This is a genomic window from Acidobacteriota bacterium, from assembly GCA_016184105.1.
In the GTDB taxonomy this organism is placed as follows: domain Bacteria; phylum Acidobacteriota; class Vicinamibacteria; order Vicinamibacterales; family 2-12-FULL-66-21; genus JACPDI01.
The window spans coordinates 47,054-65,508 of record JACPDI010000017.1 but is presented as its reverse complement, the minus strand read 5'-3'; the positions used below and the strand labels follow the sequence as shown (position 1 = coordinate 65,508).

Sequence of the window (18,455 nt, the reverse complement as noted above, 5' to 3'; positions counted from 1 at the left end):
CCTTTAGCTCGGCTTGACCGGCGCGCCGTCGCCGATCTTCTGGAGGTTGGAGACGATCACGCGCTCGCCGGGCTTGAGCCCGCCGCGCACGACGTAGTCGTCGCCGACGATCTCGCCCACCGTGACCGGCTTCTGCCGGGCGACCGTGCCCTGCTGGCCCGATTCGGCGACGAACACGAAGTACTGGCCCGCCATCCGGTTCACCGCCACGACCGGCACGGTCAGCTGCGGCGCGTTGCTCCACACGATCCGCGCGCGGACGTACTGCATCACGCGAAACCCCTGCGGGCGTTCGCGGAGCTGCGCCTTGACGAGCACCGACTGCGTCGCATCGTCGGCGCGTGGCGCGACGAAGGTGATCGAATGCGCGGACAGAACCTTGCCGTCCGAGTCGAGCAGTTCGACGGGAAGGCCGACGCGCAACTCGCCCGCCTGCTCGAGCGGCACGCTGATGTACACCTCGAGGCCCTGCGCCTGGTCGATGGTGGTGATCTCGGTCGACGGGGTGACGCGGTCCCCCGTGCGAACCGGGATGTCGCCGACGACGCCGGCCGCCGGGGCCGTGACGCGGTAATACTGCAGCTCCACGCGCCCCTGCCGGATCTGCTGCCGGATGGCGTTGAGCTGCGCCTGCGCGGTCTGGTGGGCCGTCTGCGCCTGCTCGAGCTCCTGCCGGCTGACCGCGCCGGCGTCGAACAGCTTCTGCATCCGGTCGAGCTGCTGCTTCGCGTAGGCGACATCCGCCTCGCGCGCCGCGCGCGACGCTTCGAGGCTGCCGACGCTGGCCTGCTGCCTGTCGGGATCAATCTGGACGAGCGGCTGTCCCACGCGCACGCGGTCGCCCGACTTGACGAAGATCCGGGTGACGAGCCCCTCTACCTGCGGCTGAATGGTCGTGGAGGCGCGCGACTGGATCGTGGCGACAAACTCTGACGCGCGCGGCACCGGCTTGGGCGCCAGCGTCATCGTCTTGACCTCGGCCGGCGGCATTCCGCCGCCGGGCGCGCCGGGACCTCCGGCCTGCGGCGCGTCGCTGCAACCGGCAGCGCCCAGCAGAAGGAGGAGAAAAGGAAAGGTGCATCGTGGCATGTAAACGGACTCCGTGGGACTGGGCAGAAACGTCTAATTGTATCCGAATAGAATAAGACTCACGATGAGCGCCGAATGTTCCGACCCCTTGGCCCGCTGGCGCCCCGAATTTCCCATCCTCGAGACGTGTACGTACCTGGTCAGCCATTCGCTCGGGGCGATGCCGCGCGCGGCAGAGCAGGAGCTGTTGACATTCGCAACGGAATGGCGGCGCCGCGGGGTGCGCGCGTGGCACGAGGGCTGGTGGGAAATCGGACGCACGACCGGTGACCTGCTCGCGCCGCTGCTGGGGGTGGCACCCGGCACGATTTCGATGCACCAGAACGTGACGGTCGCGCAGAGCATCATCGCGTCGTGTCACAGCTACGACGGGCGACGCCGGAAGATCGTGATGAGCGAGCTGGAATTCCCCTCGAACATGTACCTGTTCGAGGGATTCCGGCGATACGGCGCGCGGATCGAGTACGTCGCGGCGCCGGATGGCATCCGCGTGCCGCTCGAGGCCACGCTCGACGCGATTGACGATTCGACCGTGCTCGCCATCGCGTCCCTGGTCCTGTTCAAGAGCGCCGGCATCCAGGACGCCGCCGCGATCGTCGAGAAGGCGCACCGCGTGGGCGCGCGTGTCGTGCTCGACGTCTATCAGGCGGCCGGAGCCATGCCGCTTTCGATCGGCGCGGCCGGCGCGGACTTCGCGGTGGGCGGCTCGGTGAAGTGGCTCTGCGGCGGGCCTGGCGCCGGATATCTCTACGTCCGGCCGGACCTGGCGCCACAGCTGGAACCCGCGATCACCGGCTGGGCGGCGCACGCGCGCCCGTTCGCGTTTGCCACCGGCGCCACGCAGTACGCGGCAGACGCGGCCGAGCGCTTTCAATCCGGCACGCCCAACGTGCCCGCGCTCTACGCGGCGCGCGCAGGCTGCAGGATCGTGAACGAGGTCGGCGTGGCGGCCATCCGCGAGAAATCGCTGCGCCTCACGCGTGGCATCATCGAGCACGCACAGGCGCGCGGCTGGCGCATCAACACGCCCATCGATGACGACGGGCGTGGCGGCACGGTGGTGCTCGACGTTCCCAATGGAGAGGCCGTCGCCCGGGAGTTGATCCGTCGCGAGGTCATCGTGGACCACCGGCCGGGTGCCGGCATTCGGATCGCGCCGCATTTCTACAACACCGGCGACGAGGTCCGGCACGCGATGGAGGTGCTGGACGAGGTGGTCGAGCTGCAGGGGGGCGGATGATCGACGCGATCGCGGTGATTGGTGCGGGGACGATGGGGCACGGCATCGCGCATGCGGCGATGGCCGGGGGGTTCGAGACGCGGCTGTACGACGTGTCCGCCCCGATGCTCGACAGGGCGCGCGCGGCCATCGAGGCCATCGTCGCGAAAGGCGTGGAGCTGGGCAAAGTCTCGCGGGCCGAAGCCGATGCGACGCTTGGCCGGCTGCGCACCACGAACGATCTTGGCGAGGCGCTCGCCGGCGCGGCGATGGTCATCGAGGCGGCGCCGGAGCGGCTCGATCTGAAGATCGAGCTGCTTCATCAGATCGAGCGGCTCGCGCCAGCCGGGGCGGTCATCGCGACCAATACCTCGGCGCTGAGCATCACGGAAATGGCCGGGTCACTCGGCAACCCGGCGCGCGCCGCCGGGATGCATTTCTTCAACCCGGTTCACAAGATGAAGCTCGTTGAAATCGTCCGGGCGCTCGAGACGTCTGACGCGGCGCTGCAGGCCGTCGAGGACGTCGCCAGGCGCATGGGCAAGGAGACCGTGGTCATCCGCGAATCTCCCGGGTTCGTCACGAGCCGCGTGAATGCCCTGATTGGCAACGAGGCGTTCTACATGCTGCAGGAAGGCATCGCGTCGGCGCGCGACATCGACAAGGCGCTGAAGCTCGGGCTGAACCACCCCCTGGGCCCGTTCGAACTGGTCGATCTGGTCGGCCTCGACACGCGCTTGAGCGTCCTCGAGTTCCTGCACCGGAGCCTCGGCGAGAAGTACCGGCCCTGTCCGTTGCTCGTGCAATACGTGAAGGCAGGCCGTCTGGGAAGGAAGGTCGGCCGAGGGGTGTACGAGTACTAGTGCAAGGCAACAGGGAAAAGGCACAAGGCACAAGGCACAAGGAAAAGGCAGAAGGGAAGAACGAGGGATGGGGAACATCTCGGTAGAAATCGACGGGCAGATTGCCACGCTCACGATTGACCGGCCCGAGGTGAGGAACGCGCTCAACCTCGAAACGGTCAACGAGTGCCACGCGGCGTTGCAGGAGCTGGGGCGCGACGGCTCGGTCGGCGTGCTGATCATCACCGGGGCGGGGGACCAGGCGTTTGTCTCGGGCGCCGACATCAACGACATTCGCCGTCGCACGCTCGAGGACGGCCTGGCGGCGATCAACTCGTCGTTGTGTTCAGCGGTGGAGCGATTCCCGCGGCCCACGATCGCGGCGGTCAACGGCTACGCCGTGGGCGGAGGGTGCGAGCTCGCGCTGGCGTGCGATATCCGTGTCGCGTCGGAAACGGCGAAGTTCGGGCAGCCGGAGCTGAACCTCGGGATCATCCCGGCGGCGGGAGCGACGCAGCGGCTGCCGAGGACGATCGGCCTCGGACGCGCGAAGCACATGATCCTGACCGGCGAAATCATCGACGCGCAGCGCGCGCTCGAGTTCGGCCTCGTGTCTGTCATCGCGCCGCCGGCCGAGCTGATGGCGCGCGCGCGTGATGTCGCCAACCGCATCCTGCGTCTCGGACCGCTGGCGGCGCGCCTGGCGAAGCTGTCGCTGAATGCCTCGGCGCGCGTCGACCTCGATTCCGGCCTTCTGATCGAAACCCTCGCGCAGGCGATCTGCTTCGACTCGGACGACAAGCAGGAGGGCGCCACCGCATTCCTCGAGAAGCGAAGGCCGAAGTTCAGCGGCACGTAGCGAATCCCGGCGCCGCCGCGCACATCGGCGACCCCGTTTAGTCCGGTGGCAGCTCCACGGTGTACAGCGTCCGGCCGGTCAGGTCGTGCAACGACGCCGTAAGATCCCTGGTCCTCGCGTCAATGCGGGGTGAAGGCGGCGGCCTTGTCAGCCGGCGCCCCGACGGCGGTGAGGATCCGATCACGCGGCTGGATGCGCGCCACCGTGCTCATGGACCGGACAGGATCTGCTGGCCGCCGACCGCGTACGGGCGGTGCGACGTTCGGCGTTTCTACATGAATCCTGCAACGTTGTCAAATAGTCGCTGTCGTCCTCCCCTGCGGCTCGTGCCGCACCCAGCACCCGGCGCGCAGCGCTTCAAGGAACTGGGAGTGGCGGGGCTGCCGGAGCTGCTGCCGCGGCCCATCCGCGCCAACACAAACCCCGCCATTTCTCCCACTCGTTGGCAGGCGAGCCGCCGCGGCTGCCTACCGAACCGTCACTTGCGCCATCCAGCGCGAATCGCCCGGATCGTCGTGGTCGTGGAACCCGCACGTGCGTGCCGCGGTGAACGCGGCGGTCGTCTTTGATTGGCCCGGCGACAGGATTCCCACGTTGAGCGCGGGGCAGTCGGTGTGCGCCGGGTGCGGATTCGAAGCGATGTTGTGCGTGCGCGAATCGTTGTTCACGATGGCCACCGACTGACCGACGTTCACGGTCACGCTGTTCGTGCCGGTCGACGTGATCGTGACCGTCGCGCCGACAGGTCCCGTCCCGCCTCCGCCCCCACCGGAGGGAGCGGTCGGCGACGACCCGCCACCACCGCCCCCGCATGCGGCGACCGCTCCCGCCAGGACCGCCGTCATGACGGCTCCGGAAATGACCCTCGAGCGCATCCGTTTTCCCCCTCAGAAGAACTTGCGCGAGATGTTGAAGCCGAGATACCAGTTGCTGCCGCCGTCGAACGCCCTGGGGCCGCCGCGGGCAATCTGCCCCATGGTCGTGCCGAAGGCGTTCGAGAAATTGAGCTGGAACGCGTGGCCGCCCGCGCGTTTTTCGATCGCGACGCTGGCCTGGTTCACGCCGGGATCGAAGCCGGCGACCCGCGGGGTGAATTCGCCGACGAGATAGACGGTGGGCCGCACGCGCAGCCGCGCGCCGACGCCGAGCAGAAACGTGCTGTCGTCCTCCGCCGCGGTGTTGGCCGTGTCGTCCGACGGGTTGCTGTTGCCGACCCAGATGGGCTCCACGTACACGGCGCCGCGCCTGCCGAACTCGCGTGAGAGCACGGCGGCGAGCGCCGGCGAATAGCGGTCCCGGAAGTTGTTGGTGCCGTCCACCGACACGTACGCCGCGACGCCGAGCGGCCGGCCCTCCACCTGGCGCACCAGGTCGTACTGTCCGAAGAGCTGGATCGTCTTGTCGTTCGTGCGGTGTACGCCGATCTGGCCGCCCCGGATGACGCCGACCCGGTACTCGAGCCCGATCTGGGCCCCGGAGTCGAGCCCGAACAGGTCCGACGTGAGATCGCCAAAGTCCCCCTGGCCGAGCGCACGCGTGAAGCGGTGCGTGACGCGGAACGCGCTCTTATGCCTCGGCACGCGCAGCGCGGTGGGCAAGGCCACGAGCGTGAAATCGGGCTGGGCCGGATTGAGGCGCGCGTCGGCCGTGTCCGCATCGATTTCCTGCGAATCGATCTCCTGGGACGGCGCGCCCGCCGTCCCGACCTGTGTCGCCTGCGGGAGCGGGAACGGCAGCGAGAGTAGTGACGCCAGAAGCGTAGCGGCGATGATCATCAGGACTCCTACGGGCGAAGGTAGCCGGGCCCAGGCCCGGGGCTGTCCACGCCGATGCGGATCTGCCCGCGCAAGGAGGCGTTCTCCGGGTCGCTGTGATCGTGGTAGTGGCAGGTGCCCGTGAGTGTGAACGGTCCCACCACCGTGCTCGCACCCGGTTGCAGCGTGCCGGAGCGGTCGATCGGCGGGCAGCTCCCGTGAGTCGGATGCGGGTCCGACTTGATTTCGTGTACCCGCGACGAGTCGTTCACGAAGCGGACGCTGTCGCCCGTGTCAATCCGGACATCTGCCGGCGTGACGCTCGATCCAATCATGATCGTCGCCGACGGCGCGGCGCTGCCGCCGCCCGGCGATGGGGCGGTCGGTGTGGAGGAACCGGCGCCGCCGCCCCCGCCACCACCGCATGCGGTGGCAATGCTGAGCATGCCCACGATGGCGGGGACGGAGAGCGCCTCGAGGAGCCGAACCACGACGAGCGACGGGTGTGCTGCTGTCATACGGCTGACGAATGGCAAGCAGGATGCCGCGCTTTAAATGGTTGGCTTATTTAGGTTTGTGAAGGCGAGTCGTTACGCTGGCAGTAACGGCTTACGTCGCACGTAAAAAGGGGTCGGGAGCCTTTTTCGGCTGACGCAGGCCGAAAAAGGCTCCCGACCCCTCTTATTCCAGCTTGTGCTTGGTGAGGTAATAGCTCATGGCGCGCTGACTGATGCCCATCAGCTCCGCGGCGTCCTTCTTCACGCCTCCGGCGCTTTCGAGCGCGCGCCGCAGCGTCTCTTTTTCAACCCACACGAGGTTCTGCTGCAGGTTGAAGGAGGGCAGTCCGGGCGTTGCCGTGCCGGCCGCACCGAGCATGAACACCGACGAGGCCTGGATGGTCGGCGTCGTCGAGAGCACGACGGCCCGCTCCAGCGCGTTCTCGAGTTCGCGCACGTTGCCGGGCCAGTCGTACTGCTGCATCGCTTTCAGAGCGGCGGGCTCGATGCCGTCGATCCGCTTGCCCGCCCTCTGCGCGTGCTTGCGAATGAAGTGGTCGACCAGCACGGGGATGTCGTCGCGCCGCTCGCGCAGCGGCGGCAGCGCGAGCGGAATGACATTGAGGCGGTAGTACAGGTCTTCCTGGAACTTTCCGTCCGCCACCATCTGTCGCAGGTCGCGGTTGGTCGCGGCGATCACGCGGACGTCGACGGCCTGGCTCCGCTCGGACCCGAGCGGCTCGAACTCGCGCTCCTGCAGCACGCGCAGCAGCTTCGCCTGGAGCGCGGTGGCCATCGTGCCGATCTCGTCGAGGAAGATCGTGCCGCCATCGGCAAGCGCGAACTTGCCCTTCTTGTTCGACACCGCTCCGGTAAACGCACCCTTGACGTGGCCGAACAGCTCGGATTCGAGCAACGTGTCCGGGATCGCCGCGCAGTTCACCTTGATCAGCGGCATATCGCGCTGCGCGCTGCGATGGTGAATCGCGCGCGCGACGAGCTCCTTGCCGGTGCCGGTCTCGCCGGTCACGAGGATCGTGCTGCGCGACTGCGCCACGAGATCGATCGTCCGGATGACCTCTTCGATCTTGCGGCTGCGCCCGACGATGCCGTAGTTGCCGAATTCCTGGTCGCGCTCGCTCCGCAGGTAGCCGTGCTCGGTGCTGAGGCGCTGCAGGTTCATCGCGCGGTCCACGATGACCAGCAGCTCGTCGATCGCGAAAGGCTTCTGGAGGTAGTCGGAGGCGCCGAGCTTCATCGCCTCGATCGCACTTTCGATCGTGGCGTGCGCCGTCATCATGATCATCTGCGGCCGGTCGGCGAGGGGCGTGGCGGCAGCGATCTCGCGAATCAGGTCGAGGCCGGTGAGCTCGGGCATGAGGTTGTCGACGACCAGCACGTCGAAGAGCCGTTGCGAGAGCAGCTGCTGCGCCTCGCGCGGGCTGCCGGTGGCGAGCACCTCGTGCCCCTCCTCCCGGAGCGCGCTGGCCAGCGCCACCCGTATCTTCGTCTCGTCGTCGACCAGGAGGACCGAGCCCTTGACCTTACGCACTCACCGACCTCGCTTCCGCCTGCGGCGACACCGGCAACTCGACGGCAATAGCCGTCCCTCGAGCGCCGCTGGCCGCGACGGCGATCGTCCCGCCGAGGCCTTCAATGATATTCCTGGCGATGGCCAGGCCGATACCGGAGCCCGTGCGCTTCGTCGTGAAGAACGGCTCGAAGACGCGCGGCAGCGCGTCAGCGGTGATGCCCGGGCCGTTGTCGCGGACGGTGATTCGCGCCGTGGCGCCGCGTCGTTCGGTGGTCAGCGAGACTCGCGCCGCGCGGCCGGGCGTGGCGTGTGCCTCGGCGGCGTGCCGCGCGTTGGTGAGCACGTTGATCAGCGCGTGCCGCAGCCGCTCGGCGTCCGTGACGACGATCGGCAATGCGGGCTCGACGATGATGTCCGGCGCCTGCCCGGCGCCTTCCGGCCAGACGGCGCGCGCGGCGTCCTGGCAGATCACGTTGAGATCGGCCGGCGCCAGCTCGAACCGGATCGGGCGGGCAAAGTCCAGAACGTCCGACACGATGCGATTCAGCCGCGCGATCTCTTCCTCGATGTCCTCGCCGATCTTGCGCAGCTCCGGCGTGGCGCTCTCCCGCTTCAGCGGGCGCAACGCGGACTTGATGATCATCAGCGGGTTGCGGATCTCGTGCGCGATCACCGTGGACAGCCGCCCCAGCGACGACAGGCGCTCGCGCTGGGCCGCCTCGCGCTGAAACCGCGCGATCGACGCGGTCATCGTGTTGAAGGTACGCGCGAGCAGCTTGGCGTCCTCGTCGTCCCACGCCGTGGCGGGTGGCTCTGGAATGCGGTGCGTCAGGTCACCGGACGAGGCGAGTTCGCGCATCGCGTTGGTGATGACGCCCAACGGGCGCGTCACCGTGCGCGCGAGCGCGAAGCTCAGGCCGATGGCGGCCAGCACCGCGATGAGGGCGGTGGCGGCGAGCGCCTTGTGCACGCCGGACAGCACGCGCAGCCGTTCGGTGCGCGATCGCAGGACGATCGTCGTTCCCGCGGGTGTGCCCCCGTTGGCCGGAGACGCCCGGAGCAGGGCACGGCTGACGGCGACGTACTCCTCGCCATCCAGCTGGCGGTGCGTGGCGTCCGGGCGGCCTGCCAGGTCGGCGATCGCGGGCCAGTGCTCGCGCGGAAGGGTTGACGCCTGGATTTCGCCGTCGAACAGGAACGCGATCTCGCTGGCCGTGAGCGCCTTCAGCCGCGCGGCGGCGCGCGCGTCGAGCGCAAAGCCGATGTTCAGCGTTCCGAACAGCTCCGGTCCTCCGGGGCCCAGCAGCAGGATCGGCACCGAGACGACCTCTCGCACGCCACCGGCCGCCGGCCAGAACGACACTGCCTCGCGCCCGGCGAGCGCGGCGCGCACGCCGTCGAGCCGCGCGACGTGCTCCGCCGCCGGCGCGTCGATCGCCGCCAGCAGCCGCCCGCCGCGCCCTGTGATGACGAACAGATCGGCCTCGAGCTGCTGCCGGTACTCGCGCGCGATCGGCTCCACGGTCGGGGGATCGTTGGTTTCGACCGCCGCTTTGAGCTTGGGTAGGTCCGCGATGAGCCGCGCTTCGCGCCGGTAATGTTCGATGAGCGTGCGGCGGTAGTTTTCGACGAGCGTGGCCGCTTCATCCAGGCCGCGCTGCAGCTCGCGTTCCGCCTGCGCGGTCACCGCGACGTTCACGCGGTACACCGCGACGCCGATCGAGACGACGGCCAGCAGCGCCGTCGCGAAGAAGATCCGGTTGCTGAGCGACGAAATGATCGACACTACTGCCGCCCGCGGCCGAGCGTCACGTTCAGCTCGACCTCGCCTCCCTCGTCGGGCACGGTGACGCGATGGGTGGATTCCTTCGGCAGCGTCTCGTTCCAGACTGCCACGGTGTAGGTGCCCGGGGGCACGTTCTCGATCCGGAAGCGGCCATCGGCGGCCGCCACGTCGAAAAAGCGGTGCCCGAACACGAGGATGAACGCGGACATGTGCGAGTGGATATCGCAGAACACTCGGACGATTCCCGGCCGCTCGAAGCGGATGAACTTGGACTTGCCCGTCGGATAGCGGCCAAGGTCGAAGGGCCGGATCCGTGAGAGCGAAAACACGTTGTGGTAGGTCCGGTCGCTGTTGAGGAACTCCACCGTAGTGCCCGCCATGACGGCGAGGACGTGCGGCACGAACGTCTCGTTGCGCTGGTCCATGCGGGCGCGCATGTCGCCGCGATCTTCGAATGCGCCGCGGGGCGCCGTCTCGAGGTAGACGACGGTGCGCCGCTGATCGACGCTGATGCCCCGGTGCCCGCGGCTGCCGAGGTCTCCGACGTTGGGGCGCGCCTGGATGGCGGAGATCGTCTCCTCCAGCTCGATCCGGCCGCGGATCGCGCCGCTGGCGCGCCCGCCGGCCGTGACCGGCAGCGCGAAGGCGGCAAGCGTCAGAAGCACGGCGGCGAGAGCTCGCGTCATCTCAGAACCAGAAGAGGACCTGCGCCGCGACGAACGTGCGGTTCGCCTGCCGGCCGCCATCGCGTGCGTTGCGCTGCACGGATGCCTTCGCGATGAGATTCCGCTGCAAGTACCACCCGCCCCCCAGTTCGAACCGGCTGATCGGCGCATCCCATTCCGTGGGGGCCCCGCCGAACAGCGTGCCGGAGATCTTCGAGAACGTCATGCCGTCGGCACGCGCCGCGATGAAAAGGCGCGGCGTCGCCCGGTACCGCGCCTCGATCCAGGCCGCCGTGGCGGACAGATCCACCTTGCCGGCAGCCGAGAACACTCCCGGGACGGTCCAGGTGCTGCGAACGGCCTCGGCGCGCACGATCCAGTGGCCTCGCGAGTACTCGGCGTCGGCCCCCATGGCGCGCTGCGACGGCGAGGGCTGGCCTGGCGCCACGCGGCGCTCGACGTTTCTGTCCAGCCAGGCCGCGCGCGCGCCCGACACGCCGATGAACAGGCCGAAGACCGGCTGAATCTGCACCCGGCCCGAGACCTGTTTGCCGCCGTTGTCATCCGAGAAACGCGGCGTCGACAGCGAGCCGTTCGTGACGGCGATCGCCCCCTGGAGCCGATCGGTGCCTCCGCGCAGCTGCACGCCCGCGTCCCATGCGAACCCCGCGACGATCGACACTCCCGGACGCGGCTCGGGGGACCCGACCGGGAAGGATGAACGCCAGCCGCGCGCCCGCATGCGGAGGAGGTCGTCGGCGGAGGCCGGAATCGCGTCGGGGCGGAGCGACAACAGGTACTGGTAGGCGAGCGGGTATCCGATCAGCGGGTTGTCATTTGAATACACGCGGCGCCCGAACGCGCCGAAGGTTGGCGGGATCTTTCCCGCCTGCACGTCGAGGGGCAGGCGGGCAATCGGCCGCACGCGCACGAAGGCGGCGAACGCCTGCAGGTCCTCGCCGTTTTGCGATCGGAAATCGCCCAGGACGGATACGCGACCGGCGATGCGCCATTCGCCCGTGAGGCCGACGCGCAACAGCCGCAGCGCGTCGTGCTCGTAGTCGGTGTAGTTGAACCAGCCCACGTCGTCGCGTTCGCTGATCGTCGCGGCGATGTCGCCGCCGATGATTACGCGTCCGCTGGCGAAGACCAGCGGCGAGGCCGGCAGAGACTGGGCGGACGCCGGCGGGGCGTTCAGCGTGAGCGCGGCGGCGAGCGCGGCAGTCAGCACGGCGCGGGACAGCATGTGGCGGCTCACGCGCGATTATAATGCTCGTCCGTTCATGCCCTGGTGTGTGGCGCGCCGCGCGCTTTCGGTTTGCGCGCACGCCAGATTCGATCGACACCGTGGCGCGGTTCTATCGCGAGCGCTTTCCGTCCTCCGACGCGCGGTCGTGGACGATTGAGCCCGTCGCGGCGACCGAGGTGTTCGATGGCGCGGCGCTGTTCGATCGTGCGCGCCTGGCCCGGCTGTACGGCGGCCGGCCGCCGCGGGTGTCGCGCGGCCCCGTCACGCGGGGCGGCGCGGTCGTGGAAGTGATCCTCCTCGTGTCCCCCTACCCCGAGCCCGACCTCCGCCGCCTGAACCCCGGCACACTGATCATGAGGGGTCAGATCTAGAAATCGCACTTTTTTCGTGGTCTGCCCCCCCAAATCCGAGCTGTTTTCCCGGGGAGATATCGGTCGCCGATTGAAAGGCCTCGATTTCAGGGCCCGCCGAAGGTGCCGACCCAAGAAGAAAGTGCGATTTCTAGATCTGACCCCTGATAAGATAAAATATGAAACGAGATTCCGCATGATGGAACGCGCTACGTCTCTTGAAAAAGCGCTCGAAATTTGCGAGGCGCTCAGCGTTTCGACCCGCGGGCTCAGTTTGCGCGAGCTCTCCCGCACGCTCGACATGCCTGCCCCGACCGTGCACCGTCTGCTCGGCGTGTTGAAACGGCGCGGCTATGTCCGCCAGGACGAAGAAACGTCGCGCTACAGCCTGACCCTGAAGATGCTCGACCTCTCATTCCGGCAGATGGGGCGGTCGGAGCTACGGCTGCACGCCTATCCCGTCATCCGCGAACACGTCGTCCGCACGGGACAGCGCGCGTTCTTTGCCGTTCCGGCGGTTGGCGAGGTGACCTACATCTGGAGCACCGGGGCAGACGAGATCGGCACCTACACCGCATATGGCCGCGAGATGCCCGGGCACTGCGCCGTCTTTTTCGAGCGTGAAGCCACGCGGCGCCTGAGCTGCGTGCGGCTCGCGAAACCCCGCGACGCCGCGCAGAGCGAGAGCGTGGTCGTGCGGCTCGGCACGCCGCCCAGTTCGCCCGACGCCCAGCGGATGCTCTGCACGTGCGCGCCCGTGTTCGACTACACGGGCAGGGAAGTGGCGCGCGTCGGCGTGTTCACGCACGGGCCGGACGAGCGCACGTTTGCCGGCGCCGCGCCGAGCGCCGCGTGGGAGCTCGCGCGGCTGATTTCCATGCGGCTCGGATATCTGCCGGCGACGGCCGCGATCGCCTGAAGCGCGGACGTCGAGGAGTTGAGGATGTGAGGGGTTGAGCATTGAGAGCGTGAGCTGGGGTTTTCGTGAAGGATTGGAGGAGGGAATTGGCGTACATCATCTGTGAGCCCTGCATCGGTACCAAGGACACGGCGTGCGTGGACGTGTGTCCGGTGGACTGCATTCACCCACGCAAGGACGAACCGGAGTTCCAGACCGCCGAGATGCTCTACATCCACCCGGACGAGTGCATCGACTGCGGCGCGTGCGTGCCGGCGTGCCCCGTGGAAGCGATCTTCGCGCTCGATGAAACACCCGAGAAGTGGAAGACCTATATCCCGGTGAACGCGCAGTACTACCAGAAGTAGATTTGAGGGTTTGAGAATTTGAGGATCCGGGGAAAGGGAATGTAAGATAAGAGTGGTCGGTGCCGCGACCGTCCGCCGATTTTCTCTCTGAGTTTTTCATTCTCAATCCGCGTTCTCCCTGCTCTTCCCCCGAAAGGGGTTTCAATATGGGTTTGTTCGAGCACAAGTTCGAGGACAACTTCATCACCACGAACTTGGATAACGTCCTGAACTGGGCACGCCAGTCCTCGCTCTGGCCCATGGGTTTCGGCCTCGCGTGCTGCGCCATCGAGATGATGGCCGCCTCCGCCTCGCGCTTCGACATCGCGCGGTTCGGCTCCGAAGTGTTCCGTGCGTCCCCCCGCCAGGCCGACCTGCTCATCGTTGCGGGGACCGTCACCAAGAAGATGGCCCCCGTCCTGCGCCGGCTGTACGACCAGATGCCGGAGCCCAAGTGGGTCATCTCGATGGGGAGCTGCTCGAATGCCGGCGGCCCGTTCCCGACCTACAGCGTGCTGCAGGGCGTGGACAAGATCGTCCCCGTGGATGTGTACGTCTCGGGATGCCCGCCCAGACCGGAAGCCTTGCTGTACGGCCTGATGCGGCTGCAGGACAAGATCAAACGCGAGGGCACGATCTTCCGCAAGGAACGCCTGATTCCCGTCGGGCAGAGCGAGCCGCGCGTGCTCGAGGCGGAGGCATAGCCGTGGCGGCCGTGACCAGATTCCTGAACACGATTTTCCTTGTCGACATCCTCAAGGGCCTGTGGCTCACGCTGCGCTACACGCCGCAGCCGGCCTTCACGTTTCAGTACCCCGCCGAACGCCGGCCGGTCGCGCCGCGTTTCCGCGGCGTCCTGCGGCTGCAGGTCGAGCCGGAAACCGGCGCGCAGACCTGCATCGTCTGCGACCAGTGCGCGAAGGCCTGCCCGGACGACCTCATCGCGCTCGGCGGACACCGCGAGCCGGGGTCGAAGCTGAAGGTCCTCGACTACTTCGACTTCAACCTCTCGCGATGCAGCTTCTGCGGGCTCTGTGCGGAGGTGTGCCCCACCAAGCCGGTCAAGGCGCTCATCATGAGCGAGGACTACGAGCTCGGCACTTACAGCCGCGATTTCCAGGTGCTCCGAATCGACCAGATGTACGACGGGGTCCCCATCGAGCGCTACACGCATTAACGCATTCCGGGCTAGAATCTGGCCCCATGCGCCAGAGGCTTCGGCTTGCGGGCGCGAGCGCCGCCGCGGCGCTGGCGCTCGTCCTCACGCTCTCAGCTCAGGGGGCGCCCTTCGACTCGGCTCAGGGCGCGCCGCAGCGCGCCGACGCCGACATCCAGCTGCAGTTCGGCAATCTCCTCTTCAAAGACGGGCGCTACCTCGAGGCGATTGACGCCTTTCGCCGCGCGCTTGCCCTGAGCCGTGCCGAAGGGGCAACCGCGGCGCCGCACGTCGCCGTGCCCTCCGCAACCGGCCTCGTCACCTCGCTGCTCCGGGTGGGCGAATTCCGCGACGCCTTTGCCGAGGCCGAGACTGCGGTTCGTGACCATCCGCGTTCGGCGGAGGTGCGCTCGATCTACGGTGACACGCTGTGGGCGCTGGGGCGCTTCGAGGAATCTGAAAACGCCCAGCGCGATGCGCTCGCGATCGATCCGGACCTCGCGCGGGGGCGCCACGGGCTGGCCCGCGTGCTCGCGGCGCGCAGCCGGCTCGATGAAGCGATCACGTCCGCCCAGGCGGCCCTGCGCGCGTTTCCCACCGAGGGGGAGTATCAGTACACGCTCGGCGCAATCTACCAGCGCATGAACCAGTTCGAGGCGGCCGCCGCCGCCTTCGAGAACTACGTCAACCTGCTGCCGAACCGCGACAAGAGCGAAAAGGCGGCGTGGGCGCGCGCGCAGGTCCGCTTCCTGCGCTCGTTCGACGACCGTCATCCCCTGGAGGTCGTGTCCGACAGCGGGATCCACGTCGTCCCGTTCCGCCTCGTGCGCGACAAGGTGGTCGTCAAGGCGCGCGTGAACGGCGGCGACTATCGGGACTTCGTGCTCGACACGGGCGCAGAGATGACGATCGTCTCGCAGCAGTTCGCGAGCCGCGCGGGCGTGAAGGCGGTGACCTACGTGAAGAGCGCCGGCGTTGGGGAAGCCGGATGGCGCGGGCTCCAGGTCGGCAGCATCGACCGCCTGCAGATCGGCACGATGACGATCACCAACGTTCCATGCCTGATCAAGAACCCGCCGCTCCAGGGCATGCCGACGCGCGAGGCAGAGGCGTTCTCGCCGCTCGTGCTTGGCATGTCGATGACGATCGACTACCGCCTGCGCCTGCTGACGTTCGGTGCATCCCTGCCGCGGCGGTCCGACGCGCTGGATCTGCCGCTGTGGCTGCACCGGCTCGCCATGGTGCAGGGGCTCGTCAACAACTCGCACCGCGCGAACTTCGTCGTCGACACGGGTGGCGAGGTGATTTCGATCAGCCAGTCCACGGCCGGCTTGCTCCCGCCGCCCGGAGGGCGCCGCATTGCGTTGAAGGTGTACGGGACGTCGGGCTGGGATCCCGACGCGTTCCTGATGCCAAACGTCGATCTGGCGTTTCAACGCCTGCTCATGCCGAAGACCGCCGTCGTCGTGCTGAACCTCGAGGCGCCAAGCGCCCTGCTCGGGTTCCAGCTTGGCGGAATCGTCGGTCACCAGTTCCTGAGCCGATACACCGTCACGATCGATCTGGAGCGCAGCACGCTGTCATTGAGCAACTAGATTCCCGGAGGACCGATGGCTACACGCGCGCGCCGGATCCTGCTCGTCGTGGCGTCCATCGTCATTGTGCTCGTCGTTGCGGCCCCCGCGGCGCTGTGGCTCCTGTTCGACGAGCAGGACCTGCGGGCCCGCGCCTCCCAGTACATCAGGCAGCAGACCGGTCGCGAGCTGACGTTGCGCGGGCCCATCCGCCTCTCGTTCTTTCCCTGGCTGGGCGCGGAACTCAGAGACGTGAGCGTCGCGCAGCCTGCCGCAGCCGGCGGCGGCCCATTCGCGCGCTTCGCCGAGGTGGGCCTGAGGGTGAGGCTGCTGCCGCTCATCCGCGGCGCGATCGAAGTCGGCGGCGTGCGGGGCGCCGGCGGCCGCATCTCGCTCGCCGGGTACCAGCTGCGCGACCTCGCGGTCTCGACCGGCGCCTTCGGCGGCGGAGAGGCGACGGACGTCTCGCTCAGATTCACGCTGGTCCCTGACGACGCCCCGGGTGTGCCGGTGGCGCTGGACGGCCGGATGGTGTTCCATGTCGCCGAGCAGCGGCTCGACCTGTCCGACCTCAAGGGGACCGCGGGCGGCATGTCGTTCGCGGGACGCGTCCGCGCGCAGCGCGTGCTGGACGCTCCCGTGTTCGACGGGCAGCTCGAGACCGGCACGTTCAACCTGCGCGCCCTGCTGTCGCAGCTCGGCATCGCGTACGCGCCCGCCGACGCGAAGGCCATGACGGCCGTCTCGCTGGCCGCTGGCGTCGCCTCGTCGCCCGCCCGCACCGAGCTGCGCGACCTCGTGGCGTCGCTCGACGGCAGCACGCTGAAGGGAGCGGCCACGATGATCGCCGGCGCGACGCCGTCGTGGGACGCGGCCCTCGCGGTGGACTCGCTGGACGTCGATCGCTACCTGCCGGCGGCGGTCGCGGCATCGGCGGTCTCGTCCCCGGCTGATCCGTACGCGTCACTGCGTGAGCTGGTCGCCCGCGTCGAGCTGTCCGCGCAGCGCCTGCGCGCCTTCGGGCTGCAGTTCTCCGGCGTCAGCGCGGTCGCGACGGCCCGCGACGGCGTGATCTCCGTTGCGCCCATTCGCGGCGCGTTGTACGGCGGCCGGGGCGAGCTGGCGGCGCGCGTGGACGTGCGCGGGAAGGAGGCCGCGACCTACCATCTCGACGGAACCTTCACGAACGTCAGCGTGCAGCCGCTGCTGGCCGACGCGCGGTCGATCAGCGCGCTCTCGGGGACCGGCGATCTCTCGCTCAGCCTGGAGGCCGAGGCCGCCGATCCGTCGCGCCTCATGGACGCGCTCGGCGGGCAGGTGAGCATGTCCGTGCGCGATGGGCGAATCGAGGGGGCCGATCTGCTCAAGTTCCTGGCGCAGGCGCGGGCCATGGCCGATACGCTTCGCGGCAAGCCGGCGGCGGTGCAGCCGGATCCCGCCGATCGGACGAAGTTCACGCGGCTGACGGGCAGCACGACGATCGTCCGCGGCGTGGCCCGGAGCCGCGATCTGAAGCTCGAGGCTCCCGACTTGGCGGCCACCGGCGAGGGGACAATCGACCTCGTGCGGGAGCGGATCGATTACCTCCTGCGCGCCCGCAGCGATCAGGCGGGCAACGTCGCCGTGCCGATCGCGATCGAAGGGCCGTTCGACGCGCCGGCGTACCGCATCCAGGCCGGCGCCGCGGTGCGCGACGCGGCGAAACAAGAGCTGAAGAAGCAGCTCGAGAAGCGCGGCCTGAAAGGGCTCCTGAAGATTCCTTGACCGCGGAACACGCAGAATACGTTGAACAGTCAAGTGGTGTCTGCGGGTTCCGCGCCTTCCGCGGTGATTTCTAGGAAGGCACGTTCTCCCGGAACCGCGCGCGCGCCTTCAGGCGCTCCGCGCGGCGCACCGCGGCCTCCGCCGCTTTCTGCTGCTCCTCGGCGGTCTCGAGGACGAGGGGCGGGATGCGGACGCGCCCGCCCTGTCGATCCGTCGCCACGAAGGTCAGGTGCGCGCGGCTCGTCAGCCGGCGCACGCCGGTCAGCGTTTCTTCCGAGAAAACTTCCACTTCCACTTCAAGTGAGGTGTCCCACGCGGCGGTCACGCGCGCACGCAGGATGATGAGGTCCCCCACCTTGATCGGGTGCAGAAACTGCAGGCCGTCAACGGCGGCGGTGACGAGCAGCGTCCGCGTGTGGCGATGACACGCGATCGCGCCGGCGATGTCGATCAGGTGCATGACGGTGCCGCCGAGGATGAACCCCAGCGGGTTCGCGTCGTTCGGCAGGACGACCTGCACCATTTCGGTGGCGGATTCGGACGGTCGCTTCGGCGTGAGATCCATCAGTTGTTGGAGCAGTGCTTTCGGTCGATGAAGGCCCGCAGGCGGAGTCGGAGCTCCCCCGGCAGGTCCTCCTCCTGGAGCGACCGGAGCAGTGACACGGTGGACTCGTAGGTGCGGAGCTGCCGCAGGCACACTTCGCAGTCTGCGAGGTGGCGCTCGAGACGGGCCTGCACGTCAGCCGGCAGGCGACGCTCCAGATAATCGGCGAGGAGGGAGATGACTCTCGAACAGGGTTTCATGTCGTAGCCGGTGGCCAGTGGCCAGTGTTGGTCGTGGTGGCCGACCACCGACCAATGGCCACGACAGC

The 18,455-nt window shown here is 68.3% G+C and carries 20 protein-coding genes; 10 read left to right on the top strand and 10 right to left on the bottom strand.

All coding sequences use genetic code 11. The features are described 5' to 3' along the window. Positions 1-3 precede the first annotated feature (3 nt). Positions 4-1,089 carry an efflux RND transporter periplasmic adaptor subunit gene (locus tag HYU53_06830; protein MBI2220908.1) on the bottom strand — a complete coding sequence of 362 codons (1,086 nt, stop codon included), beginning with the start codon at positions 1,087-1,089 and terminating at the stop codon, positions 4-6. Between the two features lie 64 nt (positions 1,090-1,153). Between HYU53_06830 and HYU53_06825 the strand changes: the two genes are divergently transcribed. The 3 genes from HYU53_06825 to HYU53_06815 all read left to right on the top strand — a co-directional run bounded on the left by HYU53_06825 (position 1,154) and on the right by HYU53_06815 (position 4,009). After that, positions 1,154-2,329 carry an aminotransferase class V-fold PLP-dependent enzyme gene (locus HYU53_06825; GenBank protein ID MBI2220907.1) on the top strand — a complete coding sequence of 392 codons (1,176 nt, stop codon included), beginning with the start codon at positions 1,154-1,156 and terminating at the stop codon, positions 2,327-2,329. Then, positions 2,326-3,171: a 3-hydroxyacyl-CoA dehydrogenase gene (locus HYU53_06820; protein MBI2220906.1), complete on the top strand. Its 846-nt coding sequence runs from the start codon at positions 2,326-2,328 to the stop codon at positions 3,169-3,171. Before HYU53_06825 ends, HYU53_06820 begins: the two co-directional genes overlap by 4 nt. Before the next feature lie 67 nt (positions 3,172-3,238). Further along, positions 3,239-4,009, top strand: a complete 771-nt coding sequence (locus HYU53_06815) for an enoyl-CoA hydratase/isomerase family protein (GenBank protein MBI2220905.1) — start codon at positions 3,239-3,241, stop codon at positions 4,007-4,009. Between the two features lie 467 nt (positions 4,010-4,476). Here HYU53_06815 and HYU53_06810 read toward each other — a convergent pair whose 3' ends face one another. The 7 genes from HYU53_06810 to HYU53_06780 all read right to left on the bottom strand — a co-directional run bounded on the left by HYU53_06810 (position 4,477) and on the right by HYU53_06780 (position 11,503). After that, a complete protein-coding gene (locus tag HYU53_06810; GenBank protein ID MBI2220904.1) occupies positions 4,477-4,854 on the bottom strand; it encodes a hypothetical protein in 378 nt (125 codons plus the stop codon). A gap of 42 nt (positions 4,855-4,896) precedes the next feature. Continuing rightward, positions 4,897-5,784 carry a hypothetical protein gene (locus HYU53_06805; protein MBI2220903.1) on the bottom strand — a complete coding sequence of 296 codons (888 nt, stop codon included), beginning with the start codon at positions 5,782-5,784 and terminating at the stop codon, positions 4,897-4,899. Positions 5,785-5,792: 8 nt separating this feature from the next. Beyond that, on the bottom strand, positions 5,793-6,281 hold the full coding sequence (locus HYU53_06800; protein MBI2220902.1) for a hypothetical protein: 489 nt from the start codon (positions 6,279-6,281) through the stop codon (positions 5,793-5,795). A gap of 163 nt (positions 6,282-6,444) precedes the next feature. Further along, the gene (locus HYU53_06795; protein ID MBI2220901.1) at positions 6,445-7,812 is read right to left on the bottom strand and encodes a sigma-54-dependent Fis family transcriptional regulator; all 1,368 of its coding nucleotides are present in this window, start codon (positions 7,810-7,812) and stop codon (positions 6,445-6,447) included. Further along, entirely contained in the window at positions 7,805-9,580 is a 1,776-nt protein-coding gene (locus tag HYU53_06790) for a HAMP domain-containing protein (GenBank protein MBI2220900.1), read from the bottom strand. Before HYU53_06790 ends, HYU53_06795 begins: the two co-directional genes overlap by 8 nt. Then, the gene (locus tag HYU53_06785; protein MBI2220899.1) at positions 9,580-10,266 is read right to left on the bottom strand and encodes a hypothetical protein; all 687 of its coding nucleotides are present in this window, start codon (positions 10,264-10,266) and stop codon (positions 9,580-9,582) included. The genes HYU53_06790 and HYU53_06785 overlap by 1 nt, the downstream gene beginning before the upstream one ends. A 1-nt stretch (position 10,267) precedes the next feature. Beyond that, on the bottom strand, positions 10,268-11,503 hold the full coding sequence (locus HYU53_06780) for a hypothetical protein (GenBank protein ID MBI2220898.1): 1,236 nt from the start codon (positions 11,501-11,503) through the stop codon (positions 10,268-10,270). Between the two features lie 89 nt (positions 11,504-11,592). Here HYU53_06780 and HYU53_06775 point away from each other — a divergent pair, with 89 nt between their 5' ends. The 7 genes from HYU53_06775 (at position 11,593) to HYU53_06745 (ending at position 17,583) form a co-directional block, all read left to right on the top strand. Continuing rightward, positions 11,593-11,865: a hypothetical protein gene (locus HYU53_06775; protein MBI2220897.1), complete on the top strand. Its 273-nt coding sequence runs from the start codon at positions 11,593-11,595 to the stop codon at positions 11,863-11,865. A 175-nt stretch (positions 11,866-12,040) separates the two neighbouring features. Beyond that, positions 12,041-12,763, top strand: coding sequence for a helix-turn-helix domain-containing protein (locus tag HYU53_06770; protein MBI2220896.1), 723 nt, complete (start codon positions 12,041-12,043; stop codon positions 12,761-12,763). Positions 12,764-12,849: 86 nt separating this feature from the next. After that, on the top strand, positions 12,850-13,110 hold the full coding sequence (locus tag HYU53_06765; GenBank protein MBI2220895.1) for a ferredoxin family protein: 261 nt from the start codon (positions 12,850-12,852) through the stop codon (positions 13,108-13,110). Between the two features lie 146 nt (positions 13,111-13,256). Next, the gene (gene nuoB / locus HYU53_06760) at positions 13,257-13,793 is read left to right on the top strand and encodes an NADH-quinone oxidoreductase subunit NuoB (GenBank protein ID MBI2220894.1); all 537 of its coding nucleotides are present in this window, start codon (positions 13,257-13,259) and stop codon (positions 13,791-13,793) included. A gap of 2 nt (positions 13,794-13,795) precedes the next feature. Beyond that, on the top strand, positions 13,796-14,266 hold the full coding sequence (locus HYU53_06755) for an NADH-quinone oxidoreductase subunit I (protein ID MBI2220893.1): 471 nt from the start codon (positions 13,796-13,798) through the stop codon (positions 14,264-14,266). Between the two features lie 26 nt (positions 14,267-14,292). Next, entirely contained in the window at positions 14,293-15,840 is a 1,548-nt protein-coding gene (locus tag HYU53_06750; protein ID MBI2220892.1) for a retroviral-like aspartic protease family protein, read from the top strand. Between the two features lie 15 nt (positions 15,841-15,855). Further along, complete coding sequence (locus tag HYU53_06745; GenBank protein MBI2220891.1) at positions 15,856-17,583, top strand: AsmA family protein; 1,728 nt, start codon at positions 15,856-15,858, stop codon at positions 17,581-17,583. A gap of 70 nt (positions 17,584-17,653) precedes the next feature. Here the strand turns inward: HYU53_06745 and HYU53_06740 are convergent, their stop codons facing one another. Further along, positions 17,654-18,148 carry an acyl-CoA thioesterase gene (locus tag HYU53_06740; protein ID MBI2220890.1) on the bottom strand — a complete coding sequence of 165 codons (495 nt, stop codon included), beginning with the start codon at positions 18,146-18,148 and terminating at the stop codon, positions 17,654-17,656. Further along, positions 18,148-18,387 carry a zf-HC2 domain-containing protein gene (locus HYU53_06735; protein MBI2220889.1) on the bottom strand — a complete coding sequence of 80 codons (240 nt, stop codon included), beginning with the start codon at positions 18,385-18,387 and terminating at the stop codon, positions 18,148-18,150. The genes HYU53_06740 and HYU53_06735 overlap by 1 nt, the downstream gene beginning before the upstream one ends. Positions 18,388-18,455: the final 68 nt, after the last annotated feature.